The organism is Pleomorphomonas carboxyditropha (assembly GCF_002770725.1).
Taxonomy (GTDB): domain Bacteria; phylum Pseudomonadota; class Alphaproteobacteria; order Rhizobiales; family Pleomorphomonadaceae; genus Pleomorphomonas; species Pleomorphomonas carboxyditropha.
In genome coordinates this window covers 13,070-30,030 of sequence record NZ_NQVN01000032.1, presented here as the reverse complement: position 1 = coordinate 30,030, position 16,961 = coordinate 13,070, and the positions used below count along the sequence as shown (strand labels likewise).

At 65.2% G+C, this 16,961-nt stretch carries 13 protein-coding genes; 4 read left to right on the top strand and 9 right to left on the bottom strand.

Going from position 1 to position 16,961, the window contains the following annotated elements; translation table 11 throughout:
* The first annotated feature begins 717 nt into the window (after nt 1-717).
* Nucleotides 718-1,221, top strand: a complete 504-nt coding sequence (locus CJ014_RS25115; protein WP_100083252.1) for a hypothetical protein — start codon at nt 718-720, stop codon at nt 1,219-1,221.
* Between the two features lie 28 nt (nt 1,222-1,249).
* Here CJ014_RS25115 and CJ014_RS25110 read toward each other — a convergent pair whose 3' ends face one another.
* Together CJ014_RS25110 and CJ014_RS25105 are read right to left on the bottom strand one after the other, a co-directional pair.
* On the bottom strand, nt 1,250-1,831 hold the full coding sequence (locus CJ014_RS25110) for a DUF1499 domain-containing protein (RefSeq protein ID WP_100083251.1): 582 nt from the start codon (nt 1,829-1,831) through the stop codon (nt 1,250-1,252).
* A 12-nt stretch (nt 1,832-1,843) separates the two neighbouring features.
* Nucleotides 1,844-2,254 (bottom strand): hypothetical protein, encoded by a 411-nt coding sequence (locus CJ014_RS25105; protein WP_100083250.1) that lies wholly within the window; start codon nt 2,252-2,254, stop codon nt 1,844-1,846.
* Nucleotides 2,255-2,868: 614 nt separating this feature from the next.
* Here CJ014_RS25105 and CJ014_RS25100 point away from each other — a divergent pair.
* Nucleotides 2,869-3,798: a bifunctional helix-turn-helix transcriptional regulator/GNAT family N-acetyltransferase gene (locus CJ014_RS25100; RefSeq protein ID WP_165790993.1), complete on the top strand. Its 930-nt coding sequence runs from the start codon at nt 2,869-2,871 to the stop codon at nt 3,796-3,798.
* A gap of 56 nt (nt 3,799-3,854) precedes the next feature.
* On the opposite strand, the gene CJ014_RS25095 is transcribed toward CJ014_RS25100, so the two are convergent.
* The 4 genes from CJ014_RS25095 to trxB all read right to left on the bottom strand — a co-directional run bounded on the left by CJ014_RS25095 (nt 3,855) and on the right by trxB (nt 10,520).
* Complete coding sequence (locus CJ014_RS25095; protein WP_100083249.1) at nt 3,855-5,057, bottom strand: pyridoxal phosphate-dependent aminotransferase; 1,203 nt, start codon at nt 5,055-5,057, stop codon at nt 3,855-3,857.
* Between the two features lie 186 nt (nt 5,058-5,243).
* A complete protein-coding gene (locus CJ014_RS25090) occupies nt 5,244-7,655 on the bottom strand; it encodes a DUF1217 domain-containing protein (RefSeq protein WP_100083248.1) in 2,412 nt (803 codons plus the stop codon).
* A gap of 611 nt (nt 7,656-8,266) precedes the next feature.
* Nucleotides 8,267-9,157: a LysR family transcriptional regulator gene (locus CJ014_RS25085; protein WP_100083247.1), complete on the bottom strand. Its 891-nt coding sequence runs from the start codon at nt 9,155-9,157 to the stop codon at nt 8,267-8,269.
* Between the two features lie 400 nt (nt 9,158-9,557).
* On the bottom strand, nt 9,558-10,520 hold the full coding sequence (gene trxB / locus CJ014_RS25080) for a thioredoxin-disulfide reductase (RefSeq protein WP_100083246.1): 963 nt from the start codon (nt 10,518-10,520) through the stop codon (nt 9,558-9,560).
* 331 nt (nt 10,521-10,851) lie between these two features.
* On the opposite strand from trxB, the gene CJ014_RS25075 reads away from it, so the two are divergent.
* Together CJ014_RS25075 and CJ014_RS25070 are read left to right on the top strand one after the other, a co-directional pair.
* Complete coding sequence (locus CJ014_RS25075; protein ID WP_100083245.1) at nt 10,852-11,313, top strand: Lrp/AsnC family transcriptional regulator; 462 nt, start codon at nt 10,852-10,854, stop codon at nt 11,311-11,313.
* A gap of 438 nt (nt 11,314-11,751) precedes the next feature.
* The gene (locus tag CJ014_RS25070) at nt 11,752-13,560 is read left to right on the top strand and encodes an ABC transporter ATP-binding protein (protein WP_207765861.1); all 1,809 of its coding nucleotides are present in this window, start codon (nt 11,752-11,754) and stop codon (nt 13,558-13,560) included.
* A gap of 343 nt (nt 13,561-13,903) precedes the next feature.
* Here the strand turns inward: CJ014_RS25070 and CJ014_RS25065 are convergent, their stop codons facing one another.
* From CJ014_RS25065 to CJ014_RS25055, 3 genes are all read right to left on the bottom strand, one after another.
* Nucleotides 13,904-14,605 (bottom strand): hypothetical protein, encoded by a 702-nt coding sequence (locus CJ014_RS25065; RefSeq protein WP_133121946.1) that lies wholly within the window; start codon nt 14,603-14,605, stop codon nt 13,904-13,906.
* Between the two features lie 251 nt (nt 14,606-14,856).
* Complete coding sequence (locus tag CJ014_RS25060; protein WP_100083242.1) at nt 14,857-15,807, bottom strand: mitochondrial fission ELM1 family protein; 951 nt, start codon at nt 15,805-15,807, stop codon at nt 14,857-14,859.
* On the bottom strand, nt 15,804-16,955 hold the full coding sequence (locus CJ014_RS25055) for a glycosyltransferase family 4 protein (RefSeq protein ID WP_100083241.1): 1,152 nt from the start codon (nt 16,953-16,955) through the stop codon (nt 15,804-15,806). Before CJ014_RS25055 ends, CJ014_RS25060 begins: the two co-directional genes overlap by 4 nt.
* Nucleotides 16,956-16,961 lie beyond the last annotated feature (6 nt).

Sequence of the window (16,961 nt, the reverse complement as noted above, 5' to 3'; positions counted from 1 at the left end):
GCTCCTACTCGTCGCCTTCGTTCAATTTCACCTCATCATAGAGTTCCGGGAGGGTTATCTTACCGATTTAGTTCAACGTATCTCAAGCGGAGGGTTTTTTCTATTTCTATCCAGGGACTTTCTTGGAAATAAAGCATGAAAATATTTATAGACAATACCACATATGAAGCTGGTCTGGTTTGAGATCAATACTGCAAATGTGAAGATAATCGAATTCATAAATCCATAACTGCTTGCCCCACAGAAAGTCAGGCATAGGCCGAATATAATAAATAAATTCAATATGAACAGGTGTACTCCAAAATAGATTGCAATAATGGAGCCGCTTATCACCGAATACAGATAAATTGCCGACAGAAACTCCATCACCTTCCCCTGTGTGTTGGTGCTGAAATTGATCATTTGGCGGTAAAATAACCGATTTTGTTGTGCCGCGCAATGGCAGGGCATCGTCTGTTGATTTGCGCTTAATCCTGTATTTCAATGACTATTGCGGGCTATTTTTATTTTCCTAGACGTAATACACAATGAGCGCAATTTATTTTCGGTATTAAAACCGCTTTATTGCAGTCTACTTGTGTTATATAAATTATGATTATGGCGGATATTTTAGATAGAATAGAGCGAAAGCTTAAAGATGTAGGGCTTTCTGCTTCGGCGGCTTCTCTAGCGGCCGGTTTGAGCAAAGATGCCATCAGGAATATTAGAAGATCGAAGTTGCAAGGGATAGATGCCGGCGTCAACATCCGGACCGTGGAAGCCCTGGCGCCTGTTCTTAAAACCTCGAAGGCGTGGCTCCTGGGGGAAGATGATTCGCCGCAGGAGCGCTACGACGCCCGTATCCCGTTCTTCGACATCGCGGAGCTGCCGGACAGGCGACAAGAGTTCATGGCCGGGAAAATCGAGGCTGCCAACGCCGCCCGCACCGTCCGTGTTCCCGCGTCGAAAGGGGATGTCGTCGCGACGAGACTGGACGATCATTCCATGAGCCATGTCATTCCCAAGCACAGCATCGTCCTCATCGACATGTCCAGGACCATACTGGAAAAGCAGGGAATCTATGCCGTTTCCGTAGGCGGCGGCGGGGTCGTGCTGAGGGCATACGAGGATAATCCCGATCGCTTTGTCCCCTCGTCGGTCATCGGGGGCTTCAAATCCTATTTCGATATGCGTGCGATCGAGGTGATCGGCCGGGCGGTGGCGATCTACAAGGAAATATAGGGCGCCTCGCGTTGCGGCCGGGGGCGGTCTATTTGGCCGGGGCGGGACCGGGCTGGGTTGGGGCGAGCGGGGCCGGCGTGACGGCCGCCAGCTCGGCGTTGATGCCGGAAATCAGCGCCACGACGTTGGCGGTGTTGCGGCCGAGGTCGTAATAGCCGATCTGGCTGCGCGAATAGACGTAGAGGAATGAGCCGCCGCCGCGGGCCGGCGCCACCATCAGCGACAGCGTCGAGGGCATGCGCAGCACCGGCGAGAAGACGATCGCCCGGAGGCGGGTGTTGACCGGATTGGCGCCGACCACGCGCACCTTGCCCGGCAGGCGCTTCACCACTTTTTCCGCCACCGCGAACAGGGTGGCCGGCGCCAGGTCGTAACGGCGCGTCTCGACGTCGGGGATGCCCTTCTGGCAGTCGTCGGCCGGGCAGGCGAGGGTGTCGTTGAGCTTGCCGGTGCGCGACGGCATGGAGAAATCATAGGGGCCGAGATCGGGCGACCCGAACACCGCTTCCCAGCTCGCTTCCCTGCCGTAGGTGTTGAAGGCCAGCACCAGGAGCAGGAATGCCCCCAAGAGGGCCGCGAGCACCAAGCCGAGGAAACGCAAAGGGGACATTGGATACCGGGGTTACGAGCGCGAGCGATCCCAGCTTTTAACCCGATTGAACAGGGCGCGCCAGAGGTCGGCGGACACCGTCAGCCAGCCGGCCAGCACCGCCATGACGACGATGGCGGCAAGGCTGTGGGAGAGGTCGGTGGTGGTCGACGAAACCGCATAGCTCATGTCGCGCGGCACCTGGGTGACGTAGGGGACGGGATCGCCGGCCGGGCGGATGGCGCCGGTCTTGGCGTCGAGCGTGGCGACGGCCGGCGCAATCTCCGCCGCCCTGACCGGCGCCAGGCTGGCGAACAGCAGCGTCACCGCCAGGATCAGCGAGGTGGCGACGGCGATGACGATGGAGGCGCCGGCGCCGACGGAGAGTTCCTGGTCGTGTCCGGTGGCCGCATTGAAGGGGGTGTCGTCGATCCTGTCCGTCATCGTTCTCGTCCTTGCCGCTTCGTCGCTCAGGTCGCCGGGCCGGGCCTTCGGTCGGCGACTGTCGATAGCCAAAGAGATGCCCTGCGAATGGGTCGCGTCGATGCCGGGATTGAGGTGGGTGACGGGAGATGTCGTGGCGATTTCGTGGCGAGGTTAACACTTGACCGGTGGAGGGCCGGTGGAGAAGATGGCGGATTGGAAAATTGCCTGTTCTTTCAGGAATTTGGGCGGCGGCGAGCGTGCCGTCTGGTTAACGCCGCGTAAATGCGGAAGGTCGCTTTTTCGGCGTCGCGGATGGGCCCCTGCGCGAGCTCCCCACGCGAGCGATCTGGGCCGCCCGTTTGGTTCCGGAGAGCTATATCGGCCGCTCGCTTTTTCCTGCCCGAGGTCCTGCGCCTGCGCGCAGGATGACAATCTATAGATAGGTTATGTATTTGTTTCCTATATATAATTCTGTCATCCTGCGCGCAGGCGCAGGACCTCGGGCCGGAAAGGGCAAAAGGCGCATATAGGGCTTATGTCCAAAACGGAGGCGCTGATCCGCGAAGCATCGGACTGTACCCGGCGTGGATTTAGTTGTATCATACAACTATATCCACGAGGAGCCTTGGCCGGTGAGCACCGATCCTGTCGTCGAAGAAATCCGCACCCTGTCGCGGGCGATGGTTCGCGAGTGGGGGTTCATGGGCGGCGCGTTCGCCGGAACCGATCTTTCGCCGTCGGCGGTGCATGCGCTGATCGAGATCGAAAAGGGCGGCGTCACGGCGCGCGAGCTCGGCGCTCGCCTGCGTCTCGAAAAATCGAGCGTCAGCCGGATGCTGCGCAAGCTGGTGGCCTCCGGCGAGGTGGAGGAAGCGGCGGCGGAAACCGACGGCCGCGTCAAGCTGCTGTCGCTGACCGCCGCCGGCAAGGCGCGCGTGGCGGCGATCCATGCCTTCGCGCGCGCTCAGGTCGTCGATGCGCTGGGCCGCCTTGGCGACGGCGAGGACCGCCTGGTGCTGGACGGGCTGCGCCTCTACAGCCGGGCCCTCGGCGTTTGGGCCGGCGACGATGATGCCATCGAGATCGTCCCGGGCTACCGGCCCGGGCTGATCGCCCGCATCACCGAGATGCACGCGCGCTACTACGCGCGGGAGCACGGGCTCGGCCGGCGCTTCGAGTCGCTGGTCGCCGGCGGGCTGGCCGAGTTCTGCGGCCGTCCGGACAGCCCGCGCAACGCCATCTGGACGGCGCGGCAGGGCGGGGAGATCGTCGGCTCCCTGGCGATCGACGGCGAGGATCTGGGCGCCGGCATCGCCCATCTGCGCTGGTTCATCGTCGACGACAGCGTCAGAGGGAGCGGCGCGGGAAAGAGGCTGCTCGATACGGCGCTGGCCTTTGCCGACGAGCGCGGTTTCGCCGAAACGCATCTGTCGACCTTCGCGGGCCTCGATGCCGCCCGCCACCTCTACGAGTCGCGCGGCTTCGTATTGGACGAGGAGCACGCCGGCAGGCATTGGGGCAAGGAGCTCGTCGAACAGAGCTTCGTCAGGCGCCGGAAATGAAAAGGGACCGGAGCCGAAGCTCCGATCCCTCATTGTTCAAACCGGGGTGGCAGCGCTTACGACAGCGAGGAGGCGAAGCGCTGGATGCGGATGCAGGCTTCCTCGAGGTCCTTGGTGGAGGTGGCGTAGGAGATGCGGAAGTTGGGGCCGAGGCCGAAGGCCGAGCCCTGCACCACCGCGACGCCTTCCGATTCCAGGAGCTCGGTGACGAAATCGTCGTCGGAGGCGATCGTCTTGCCGGCCGCCGTCTTCTTGCCGATCAGGCCAGCGCAGGACGGGTAGACGTAGAAGGCGCCTTCCGGCGTCGGGCAATGGATGCCCTTGGCCTGGTTCAGCATGGACACCACGAGGTCGCGGCGCTCCTTGAACACCTTGTTGTTCTCGGCGATGAAGTGCTGCGGGCCGGTGAGGGCCTCGAGCGCCGCATATTGCGAGATCGACGAGGGGTTGGAGGTCGACTGCGACTGGATCGTGGCGATGGCCTTGATCAGCTCGGCCGGGCCGCCGGCGTAGCCGATGCGCCAGCCGGTCATGCAATAGGCCTTGGAAACGCCGTTGACGGTCAGCGTGCGCGACAGCAGCGACGGCTCGATCTCGGCCGGCGTCGCGAACACGAAGTCGTCGTAGACGAGGTGCTCGTACATGTCGTCGGTCATGATCCAGACGTGCGGATGGCGCACCAGCACGTCGGTCAGCGCCTTCAGCTCGTCGCGGCTGTAGGCGGCGCCCGACGGGTTGGACGGCGAGTTGAAGATGAACCACTTCGTTCTGGGGGTGATCGCCTTGTCGAGCGCCTCGGCGGTGACCTTGAAGTTGGTGTCGATCGACGCCTCGACGAAGGTGGGGGTGCCGCCGGCCAAGAGCACCATGTCCGGATAGCTCACCCAGTAGGGGGCGGCGATCAGCACTTCGTCGCCGGGGTTCAGCGTCGCCATCAGCGCATTGTAGAGCACCTGCTTGCCGCCGGTGCCGACGGTGATCTCGGCCGGCTTGTAGGTCAGGCCGTTCTCGCGCTTGAACTTGTCTACGATGGCCGCCTTCAGTTCGGGAATGCCGTCGACCGCCGTGTATTTCGTCTTGCCGTCGTGGATCGCCTTGATGGCGGCTTCCTTGATGTTGTCCGGCGTGTCGAAATCCGGCTCGCCGGCGCCGAGGCCGATGACGTCACGGCCGGCGGCCTTGAGCTCGCGGGCCTTGTTGGTGACGGCGATGGTGGCGGACGGCTTCACGCGGGCAAGCGACTGGGCAAGGAAGGACATGGAAGGGCGTCTCCAAACGCTGGGACAGATCAATCGTATCGGTTTAAATACGACCATCCTGCTCTATTGCGGCGCGCGGCCTCACGCAAGGTCAAACCGCATCGGCAAGCGCGGCCCGGCCATGCGGAGACCGAAGGCCGGCGCCGTTTCGCCCGAAACATCGGACCGGAGCGGACTTCGGTTCCGTCATCCATGCGCCCGGCCGAGCTTGGCGATCGCCATCAGGGTATTCTGGTTGATGCTGCCGCCGGACCCCTGCATCAGGGTGACGAGCGACGGGCTGCCGGCCTTGTTGTTGGTGAGATCGTACATGGCGGTGAAGCGCTGCAGGAGCTTTTCCAGCCTTTGCGGGTCGGAGAGGTCCTTGAGATCGAGATATTTCTCGACGACGCGCGCCTGCTGGTCGATCTCCATGTTCGCCGTGGCGTCGGGCAGGTTGTAGGTGGTGCGGAACACCTGCGACAGCGCCGGGTCGGCCAGGATGTCGTAGGCGGTGCGGATATCCGCCGCCTTGCGGCGAAAATAGAGGGCGAGCCGGACGCCCGGATTGCTGTTTCCCTCCTGGGTTTCCATCGTCTGCTGGTAGTAGCCGTCGACGGTCTCCCTGACCTGAACCGGCTTCTGCGGCCCGACCGTCACCACGCGCACGACGTTGCCGGACGTGTCGAAATTGAAGGCGCTGGCGATTTCCGCGAAGCGCTTGTCGCTCGCCGCGTTCGCGAAGCTCTTCGGATCATTGCGATCCGAGGTCAGGACCTTCCTGAGATAGTCGGTGCTGACCTTCTTGGGGTCGAGCCCCTTGGCGACCAGCAGGATGTCGACGGCCTTGCGGTCGGCGAGGAGATCGGCGACGCTGTCGACGCCGGCGATGGCGGTCCGGTAGTACTCGGCGTCGGCGTCCGCCTTCTTGCGCAGGGCGGTCAGTTCCACACCCTTGGCGAACTTCGTTTTCGCGATGATGTAGTCCTTTGAAATATCGGCGATCTCGCTGCGGTCCTGGGCGACCAGCGGCGTGGTGAGGTTGCCCTTGCCGTCGAAATTGAAACTGCGGGCCAGTTGGAGGTAGCGGTCGTCCTTGAGTTGATGGACGTAGCTGTTGGGGTCGTTGAGGTCGCTTTTCATGACCTTCTTGATGGTGTCCAGCGAGACCCTGGCTGGGTCGAGGCCGACCGACTGCAATGCGAAATTATACACCTTGGGCGTCGTCAGGAACTTGTCGAGCGAGGTGATCGTATAGACGCTCTCGCGAAAGTTCTTGATCGCCAGACGGTCGGCCGCCTCGTCGGCGTCGTTGTAGGCCGACATGTAGGCGCTGGTCGCCGACGTCGTCTGCGCCTGGGATTGCGCAGCGTCGGCGGCGTCGAGCGTTCCATCCTGCTTGAAGTTGAACGCATTCATCAGCCGGGTGAACGGCTCCTTCCACCGGCCGGCCTGGTTGACGAAGCTGTTCGGGTTGGCAGGGTCGCGATCGCTCGTCAGGATGCTCCTGATCGTTTCCGGCAGCATGGCCCCGAGGCCGAAGGCGGTGCCGAGAAAACTTGCCATGCGCCTGCCGCCGGCGCCGTCGTCGAGAAGTTCGTCGACGGTCCGGGCGCTGGCCACCTTGTCCTCGAAGATGCTTCTTTCCATCAGCGCGCCGGTCGGCGACGTCCTCGGCTGGTTGGCGACGTACAGGCGGTTGGTGGCGTCGCGGCTTTGTTCGGTCTGGGCCTTGACGCCGTCGGGCAGCGTTCCGTCGGCCGAGAACTGGAAGGCGGCGGCGAGATCGAAATAGCGGTTGATGGTGACGAGCGCCGCGTCCTGGGTGTTCATGTCGGCCCAGGCGACCGCCTGCAGGCGCCGCTGCTCGGCGATCTTGGCGTTCAGGTCCGGGATATCGGCGTCCGGCAGCGCCAGTTGATGCGTGTAGTCGTCGATCCTGGCGGTTGCGTCGTCGACGGCGTCGCGGGCGCTGTTCCGCCGGGTGGTCGCGTCGTCGCGGCGCGGTCCCCACACGGTGTTGACGTAGCTCGCCGGGTCGGCCGGATCGCTGCTCAGGACGGCCGCCATGTCCTGCCGCGCGTAATGGCTGTCCTGGATGCCGAAGGCCGTGAACACGTAGTTGCGCAGCCGGTTGTCGTTCAGCAGGTCGTTGACGTTGCCGACGCGGTCGATCGCCACGTTGTAGTAGCGGGTGTCGTCGCCAACCGATGTCGCCTGCTTGTTGACCGTCGTGGTGTAGAGTTCGACCAGGCCGTCGGTCTGGCTGGACGACTGCACGACGGCGCTCTCGTCGTTCCTGAACGAAAACGCCGCGGCGAATTGCCGGTAGCGGGCGTCCGTCAGCTTGTTGGCGAAGCTCGACGAATCGAGCAGATCGCTCTCCAGTACCCTGCGCATGAAGGCCTTGGCATAGGTCATGTCCTCGAGGCCGTAGGCTTTCATGGCGTACCGGTAGAGCCGGTCGTCCTTCATGAAGCCGTCGACCGATTTCACCTTGCCGATGTTGCTCTGGTAGTACTCCGCCTCGCGCTTGACGCTGGCCTGCTGGGCGATCCGGACCAGCGACTTGTCGAGGTCACGGGTCAGAAGCGTGTAGCTCAGGTAGGTCGACACCATTTGGCCGCTCCCTCGATGTTCCGGCGATGCTCCGGCCGAGCAAAGCATCTAAAGGTTGCGCGTGGCTGTATCGCCTTCCCATGGGTAGATTTTTGTTTCGACAGAAAAGATTCGGGCAAAGCTTCCGGCAAAGCTTCCGGCAACGCCGCGCGCATATCGGGCGCGGTCACCGTACCGTCGGTTCGCGGAGGGGAAGGCTGCCAGTCTGGACGAAGGCAAAAAAAAGCCGGGCACGGGGCCCGGCTGTTAGTTTTGGAATGCGGATCGCAGGGACGATACCGCACCTTCCAGAGGGGAACAGCTGAAGATTCGCTTTCGCCGGGAGGATGGCGAGGGAACCAACACATCAGCTAAGGTCTATATGCACCTGCCATCGATGCAAAACAAGCAGGCAATCTGCAAATCTGCTATGCAATATCCCGGTTATTTTGCCCAAACCGTAACGTCTTCGTGAGGCGTTTGCGCTTCATCGGGGTTTTCCGCTAAGGGAAAACGCGAAGCCTGCGCCGGGTGCACAACGATACGTTGGCATTGTTTGCCGGCTTGGAAACCGTTTTTGAAATTCGGGTCCGGGAGACGGCCGCCGGCGTGGAATTTCCGACCGGCTTCTCTCAATAGGACCAGCGTTGCGCCTTCGACACCAGGAAGTCGCGGAAGGCGTGGACGCGCGCCGAGTTCCTGAGTTCGTCGGGGTAGACGAAATAGGTGTCGTAGGACAGCAGGTCGACCTCGGGGATCAGTTGCTGAAGCCCCGAGTCCTCCTCGACGATATAGTCGGGGAGAAGGGCGATGCCGACGCCGCGCTGCACCGAATGCTTGATGGCGACGAGGTTGTTGACCCTGAGGGCCGGCAGGCGCGGGTTGTCGTAGGGCCGGCCGACGCTTTCGAGCCAGTTCATGTCGCGCAGGTAGTTGGGCGCGGCGACGCCGAAGGTGATGATCCGGTGCTGGTCGATGTCCTCGATGGTCTTCGGGCTGCCGAAGCGCTTGATGTAGGCCGGCGAGGCGAACAGGTGGAAGTGCACCGTGAACAGCTTGCGCTGGATCAGGTCGGGCTGCGTCGGCTGGCGCAGGCGGATGGCGACGTCGGCCTGGCGCATGGCGAGGTCGAGCTCGTCGTCGTTGAGGATGAGCTGCAACTGGACGTCGGGGTAGAGGTCGACGAACTCGTCGACGCGCGAGGTCAGCCAGGTGGAGCCGATGCCGACGGTGGTGGTGACGCGCAGCGAGCCGGAGGGGCGCTCGCGGCTGTCGGTCAGCCGGCCTTGCACGTCCTCGAGCTTCAGGAGCACGTCATGGGCGGCGCGGTAGAGCAGCTCGCCCTGCTCGGTGAGGATCAGGCCGCGGGCGTGGCGGTGGAACAGCGGCACGCCGAGATCCTGCTCGAGGGCGCTGACCTGGCGGCTGACGGCGGATTGGCTCATGTTCAGGCTGTCGCCGGCGTGGGTGAAGCTCCCGGCGTGGGCGGCGGCGTGGAATATCCTGAGCTTGTCCCAATCCATCGCGTCCCCCTTTGCCGCCCCCATCGTTGCCGACGGCCGCGCACCGGCCATCGCTTGCTCTCGTCGGGCAGGCGCCAGTCTACAGGACCGGCCTTGCCGCTTGTTTGTTCCGCCGCATCCAGCGATCCGAAAAGTCCTACACCTTTTCGGCCGGATGACCGTCTCTTGTCCGTCTCATCCGCTGATCCGAAAAGTCTTGCAACTTTTCGGGCGGATGACTGTCTCTTGTCTGTCGCATCCGCTGATCCGAAAAGTCTTGCAACTTTTCGGGTGGATGACCGTCTCTACCTTGCCACATCCGCTTATCCGAAGAATATGAAAACTTTTCGGAACAGGCGTTTTAGGTTCGACGCTTCCCCGTTCCGGCGCAAGCCCTGAATTGCACCGTCCCGCCAATTAGTTACGCAACCTTGGTATCGGTTTCCAGGGCACCGATGTAGCGTTCGGCCTCCAGCGCCGCCATGCAGCCCATGCCCGCCGCCGTCACCGCCTGGCGGAAATGCTCGTCGGTGACGTCGCCGGCCGCGAACACGCCGGGCACCGAGGTGGCCGTCGAATCGGGTGCCGTCCAGATATAGCCCGACGATTTCAGCCGGACCTGGCCGGTGAACAGCGACACCGCCGGGGCGTGGCCGATGGCGACGAACAGGCCGTCGGCGGCGATATCGCGCGTCTCGCCGGTGACGACGTTCCGCAGGCGGACGCCGGTGACCGATGGCGGGAAGCCCTCCTTGCCCAGCACCTCGTCGACGACGCTGTTCCAGACCACCTCGATCTTCGGGTGGGAGAACAGGCGGTGCTGCATCACCCGCTCGGCGCGGAAGGCCTCGCGGCGGTGCACCACCGTCACCTTGTCGGCGTGGTGGGTGAGATAGAGCGCCTCCTCGACGGCGGTGTTGCCGCCGCCGACCACCACCACCTGCTTGCCGCGATAGAAGAAGCCGTCGCAGGTGGCGCAGGCCGACACGCCGAAGCCCTGGAACTTCTGCTCCGACGGCAGGCCGAGCCAGCGCGCCTGGGCGCCGGTGGCGATGATCAGCGCGTCGGTGGAATAGGTGTCGCCCGAATCGCAGGTCAGCTGGAACGGCCGCCTGGAAAGGTCGACCGAGGTGACGATGTCGGAGACGAGGCGGGTGCCCATGTGCTCGGCCTGGCCGCGCATCTGCTCCATCAGCCAGGGGCCCTGGATGGCGTCGGCGAAGCCGGGATAGTTCTCGACGTCGGTGGTGATGGTGAGCTGGCCGCCCTGCTGCAGGCCGGCGATCAGGATCGGCTCCAGCATGGCGCGGGCGGCGTAGATGGCGGCGGTGTAGCCGGCCGGGCCGGAACCGATGATCAGGACCTTGGTGTGGGTGTGCGTCATGCTCGTCTCGTTTCGTTCGCCGGCCGGGATGCGGTTTCGGCTGGGCGCCGTCCGGCGACGCCTGGAATCGACTGGATGGTAGGTGTCCGGCCTCCCGGTTTCAAGGCGGCGGGGCGTCGGCGGCCGTCGGCGCGGCGGTTCTTCCCCTGCCGAATGGCCGGCGGAAGCGGCTGCGAGCTTATAATATGTGTTCGTGCCGCCGAAAGATGCTTTCGCCGCGGCGACCGGAACGGTATGTTCCGGGCCGAAGCGAGGGCCACGGGATCGCGCCGGCCGGATTTGAGTCGTCCGGTCGACAAGCGGCCTGGGACGGCTCTGCGGAGGATGCGACATGAAGGCCCGTCTCGACGCCATCGACTGGAAGATCCTGCGCGAATTGCAGGCGGACGGCCGCATGACCAACGTCGAGCTGGCGAGCCGCGTCGGCATCTCGGCGCCGCCGTGCCTGCGCCGCGTGCGGGCGCTCGAGGAGGCCGGCGTCATCCAGGGCTACCGGGCGCTGATCGACGAGAAGACGCTCGGCTTCGACGTGACGCTGTTCGCCTTCATCTCGCTCGCCTCGCAGTCGGAAGCGGAAATCCTCGCCTTCGAGGCGCGGGTGAAGAACTGGCCCCTGGTGCGCGAGAGCTGGATGCAGTCGGGCGAGATCGACTTCATCCTGAAATGCGTCGCCCCCGACCTAAAGACCTGCCAGAACTTCGTGATCGAGCAGTTGACGGCGACGCCCAACGTCGGCCAGGTCCGCACCAGCCTGACGCTCCGGCAGATCAAGAACGAGCCGGTGATCGTGTAGGCCCGGACAGGCGGGCGGAAATCCCTATTCCCCGGTATGCCCCTCTCTCCAACAAGGTGGAGAGAGTGCGGCTTGGTTCCGGCCAGAGCTGATCGGCCTGAAAGTTCGTGCCATTCGGCTCGACGAACCCTCCTTGCGGGGGAGAGTTGGAGAGAGGGGGGGGCGCAGGGTAAGCCTTTTCCCGATGTCCGATGAGGCGAGACCCGCTGTTGACAGGCGCCGCCGAGCATAGCATGTCCCTGCGGTCTATTTTCCGGCGGCCATTTGTGCGAAAAGGTGCGCGACTTTCGGCGGATGCCGCCCGGTATCATCCGCCTGTCCGGAAAGTCTGCAACTTTCCGGGCGGATGCTGCCCGGTATCATCCGCCTGTCCGAAAAGTCTGCAACTTTTCGGGCGGATGCTTTGGCCGACGGACCGGCCGGACGTGGAGTGTGCACTTGAACTACCTGAAGGGCCGGCTCGTCAGTCTTCTCGGACCGGAGCAGAAGCTCGGGCCGCTGGTGCGCCTGTTCCGCGCCAACTTCCGCCCCTATCTGTGGCGCTATGTCTTCGCGCTGGCGATGATGATCGTCGCGGCGCTGGCCACGGCCGGCAGCGCCTATATCATCAAGGACATCATCAACAAGATCTTCATCGACAAGAACGGGGGGCTGGTGTTCGTCATCGCCGGCGCCATCGTCGTCATCTACCTCGTCAAGGGCTTCGCCACCTATTTCTCGTCGGTGACGCTGACCAAGATCGGCAACAGCATGGTCGCCCGGCTGCAGCGCCAGCTCTACGACGCGGTGCTGCGGCAGGATATCGCCTTCTTCCAGCGCCACGCCCTCGGCGACATCATGATGCGCATCTCGCAGAACGCCTCGGCGGCGCGCTCGGCGATCGACCTGGTGGTGCTCAGCCTCGGCCGCGACCTGTTCACGCTGGTCTCGCTGGTCGGCGTCATGGTGGTGCAGAACCCGACCATGTCGGCCCTGTCGCTGCTGATCGCGCCACCGGCGGTCTACGGCATCATCCATCTTCTCAAGAAGGTGCGGACGGCGGCGCGCAAGGAGGTGATGACCTCGGCCCAGATTATCACCATCGTCCAGGAGAGCGTGCAGGGCATCCGCGTCGTCAAGTCCTTCGGCCTGGAGGACCGGCTGCGCGCCGCCTTCGAGGTGGCGACCGGCAACGTCGAGCGCCTCGCCAACCGCATGGCCATGCTGGGCGCCCGCTCCAGCCCGCTGATGGAGACGCTGGGCGGCTTCGCCATCGCCTTCGTGGTGATGTTCGGCGGCTACCAGATCGTCCATTACAACGCCGACCCCGGCGCCTTCTTCTCCTTCATCACCGCGCTGCTGCTCGCCTACGAGCCGGCCAAGAAGCTGGCCCGCTTCAACCTCGACATCGAGAGGGCGCTGGTCGGCGTGCGCATGATGTACGAGGTGCTCGACCTGGTGCCGGAATTGCAGTCGGCGCCGGATGCGGTGGAGGCCAGGTTCGACACGGCCACCGTCGGCTTCGACCGCGTCGACTTCGCCTATGGCGAGGCGCCGGTGCTGAGAAGCCTCAGCCTGACGGCGCCGGCCAATTCGGTGGTGGCGCTGGTGGGGCCGTCGGGCGCCGGCAAGTCGACGGTGTTCTCGCTGGTCGAGCGCTTCTTCGACCCGAAGGCCGGCGCGGTGCTGATCAACGGCACCGACATCCGCCGCTTCACCGTCGAGTCGCTGCGCCGGCACATCGCGCTGGTGACGCAGGACACCTTCCTGTTCGACGGCACGGTGGCCGCCAACATCGCCGACGGCCGGCCGGACGCCACGCCCGCCGAGATCGAGGCGGCGGCGCGCGACGCCAACGCCTACGACTTCATCATGGCGATGCCCGGCGGCTTCGGGGCGCGGGTCGGCGAGGGCGGCGGCAACCTCTCGGGCGGCCAGCGCCAGCGCATCGCCATCGCCCGCGCCATCCTGAGACAGGCGCCGATCCTGCTGCTCGACGAGGCGACCTCGGCGCTCGACGCCCAGGCCGAGCGCGACATCCAGGAGGCGCTCGGCCGGCTGATGAAGGGACGGACCACCTTCGTGATCGCCCATCGCCTCGCCACGGTGCGCGACGCCGACATCATCTACGTGATGGACAAGGGCGAGGTGGTGCAGTCCGGCAACCATGCGCAACTGATGGCCGAGGGCGGCCTCTACGCCCACCTCCGGGCCTTGCAGTTCAAGGACGAAAAGCCGCGGACCGAGGCCGCCGAGGCAACGGGCTGAGACGGCTTCTTTCGCCGCGCCTTCGTGAGGGGCGGCGGGGCGAGGGGATATAGGGCGTCCCTCGTCCTCGGAGCTCTATAGCAGCCCCTCGTTCCATTCTGCCCGAGGTCCTCCGCCTGCGCGGAGGATGACAGAATTATATATAAGAAACATATGGATAGGTTGTCATCCTCCGCGCAGGCGGAGGACCTCGGGCAGAAAGAGGCGTGGAGGGAAATATCCGGTTCCTTGTCCTCGGAGATCTAGAGCATCGGACCGAAAAGTGGAATCCGGTTTTCGGAAAATCCGATGCATAAACAAAAGCCTAGAACGGCAGCCCGGATATATCCGGGCGCCCGCCGCTCTAGAATCCCACCTGACCGACGACGACTGCCGTAACGCCGCCGTCCGCCGGCGGCCCCGCCGCCATCGAGGGATGGCGACCGGAGCCGGGAATGGCCGCCTCGGCGGCGGCGGCATCCTCCGGGCGCACCTTTTCGCCGGCGCAGGCGCCGCTTTGGTCCCAAAGCCGGCGGGCAACGGGACTGGCCACCGCGGCGGTGATGGCCGAGCGCGCCACATCGTTGCGCGCCACCTTGCGCTCCGCCACCAGCGTCGCGATGGCCTCGTCGAGCACCTGGTAACTGTCGCGGAACGACAGGTCGCCGGCGCCGACATAGGCCGGATCGCCGTCGCCGTCGCGGCGGCAGTGGCGCGCCACGAACAGCCAGTCGTGTATCATGTAGGCCGGCGCGTAGCCCCAGGGGGAAAGCCCGTTGAAAATCTGGGCGACGCGCGGGATCGAGCCGCCGTCGGTGTACATCATCTCGGGGCGGATGGCGGTGGCTTGCCGGCCGCCGGGGCGCCTGAAGGTCAGCGGGTTCCTGGGATCGGGGACGAACAGGAAGCGCCCGTCGCCGCTGCGCCCTCCCTCGCCGACCCACATCACCAGCACGCTGCCCTTGAAGGCGCCCGGCTCCGGTTCCGGCAAGGGGGATGACGTCACGCAGGATGGCAGGGTAGCCATCAGCAGCAGGCAGGCGATACGGCGAGAGCCCAGCCCCATGATAGTCCCCCACGAGGAATGATCCCTGGCGGCGACTATGCCATGATCGCCGGCCTGCCGGCGAGACGTTTCAATGCAGGGTGGCCGTCACAAGAAGAACGACTCGATTTTTAGTTTGGGCGTAGTACAATTATGGATTGCAATTGCTTTTTCGACACGCGTCTTAGGTGGCTGCAGGCCTCGTGGCCCCGATCGCCGGACTTGCGCGGTCCTGCAAAGTGATCGTCCGGCCGGGCGTCGCACGCCTCGCCCTATCGCCTGAAGGCCGTGAGCACAGCGTCCGCGATGTCGGCCGTCGAGTTGACCGGCGGATAGGCGCCGGTCGCCGGCGCGTCGGGAAAGCGGCCGACGCGCGCCTCCTTACCGAGCAGGGCGATGAAGGCAGCGATCTTGGGGTGGCCGCCCGAGGGATGGAAGATTTGGATCGGCCGGCCGGTGGTGGCCGCCTCGCCGATCATGTTGGTGGAATCGGCGGTGACGACCAGCTCGTCGGCCAGCGCCATGTAGGCGGCGAGCGGATTGGCGCCGTCGCCGTTCCAGAATACGACGCGCCCGTTCCGCTTGGCGAGTGCGCGTAGCGCGGCGGCCAGCGCCGGCGGCGTGCGGCGCGAGGCGGTGATCATCAGCGAGGCGCCGGCGGCGACCTTCTCCTGAAGGCCGGCGATGAGGCGGGCGATGTCGTCCGGCGTGAAGCGGTGATGGCGGCTGTCGCCGCCGACCAGCACGGCAAGGCGCGGCCGCGGCAGGGCGGCGAGGTCGGCCGGCGGATCGGCGCGGATGGCGTCGAGCCGGGCCGGCGGCAGGCGGTTGGGCGCCGTCGTCACCACCTTGACATCGGGGCCGCGCAGCTTGTCGTGCGCCTGGACGATGACGAGGTCGGCGCCGTGGCGGCGGGTGCGCGGGTCCTTGAACAGCACGGTGCAGGTGGTGGGCGACAGGCGCTTCAGATGCCTGAGGTAGGCAATGGCCCGCCGGCCGGTGGCAAGGCAGACGTCGGGGTAGGGCGGGGCGAGCGGCGAGCCCGGCCGGCCCGGACTTTCGCGCCAGTCGATGGGTCCCCAGGGCATCAGCCATGTGAAAGGCTTGCGCGGATGGACGCGGCGAAACTCCGGCGCGGCGCCCATCGCCTCGGCGATGCCGGCGAGCGGCTGCTCGTCGCCGGCCTTGCCGTCGGTGAGGATCCAGACCGAGGGCGGGGTCATGGCGTTTCGTCCATCAGGCGCCGGTAGGCGGAGAACTCTTGGCTCAACATGCGCGCCGTGGTGTAGTTTTCGAGCACGAAGGCGCGGCCGGCCCGGCCCATCTCCCCGAGCCGCTCCGGCGCGGCCAGCGCCTCGGCGATGGCGGCGGCCATGGCCGCGGCGTCGCCGGGCGTGACCAGCCAGCCGGTGCGGCCGGGCAATATGGTCTCGCGGCTGCCGCCATGGTCGGTGGCGATCACCGGCGTTTCCATCGCTTCGGCCTCGATGGCGGCGCGGCCGAAGGCCTCCGGCGCGGTGGAGGCGGAAAAGGCGAGGTCGGCGGCGGCGAGGATCGCCGGCACGTCGCGCCGGCTGCCGGCGAGGATGATGCGCGAGGAAAGGCCATGGCCGTCGATGCGCGCCCTGAGGTCGGCGATGGTCCGCTCGTTGCCGCTGCCGGCCAGCACCAAGCGCCAGGGCCGGTCGGCGAGGCGGGCCAGCGCGTCGACCAGCACGGCGTGGCCCTTCCAGCCGGTGATGCGGCTGACCATCACCAGCATCGGCTCGCCGTCATCCATGCCGAACTCGCGGCGGATGGCCGCCCGCTCGGCGTCGGAGACGCGGCCGGGATCGAACAGCTCCGGCTCGATGCCGCGCGCCGCCACCACGATGCGATCCTTCGGATAGCCGTAGACGGTCTCGATATGGTCGCGGATGAACCGGGAGTTGGCGACCACCAGCGGGCCGGCCAGCATGACGCGATTATAGAGACGCTTCAGCGCGTTGCCGTGGCCGTAGACGCCGTGGAAGGTGGCGAGGAAGCGGCAGCGGCGGCGGGCGAGCCTGGTCGCCAGAAAGCCGGCCCAGGCCGGCGCCCGGCTGCGGGCGTGGACGATGTCGATCGCCTCGCGGTCGATCACCTTGGCCACGGCAAAGGCGTTGCGGATGATGGCCAGCGGCGACTTGCGGCCGACGGCAATGGCGAAATGCCGGGCGCCACCGGCCTCGACGGCCGCCACCAGGTCGCCGCCGCCGCTCGCCACGCAGTTGGCGATGCCCCTTTCCCGCAGGTAGCCGACCATCTCGACGGTGGAGCGCTCGACCCCGCCGTCGCCGAGCGCGGGCAGAAGCTGCAGGATGCGGGGGGCGTTTTGAGGCGGGCTGGACATGCTGTC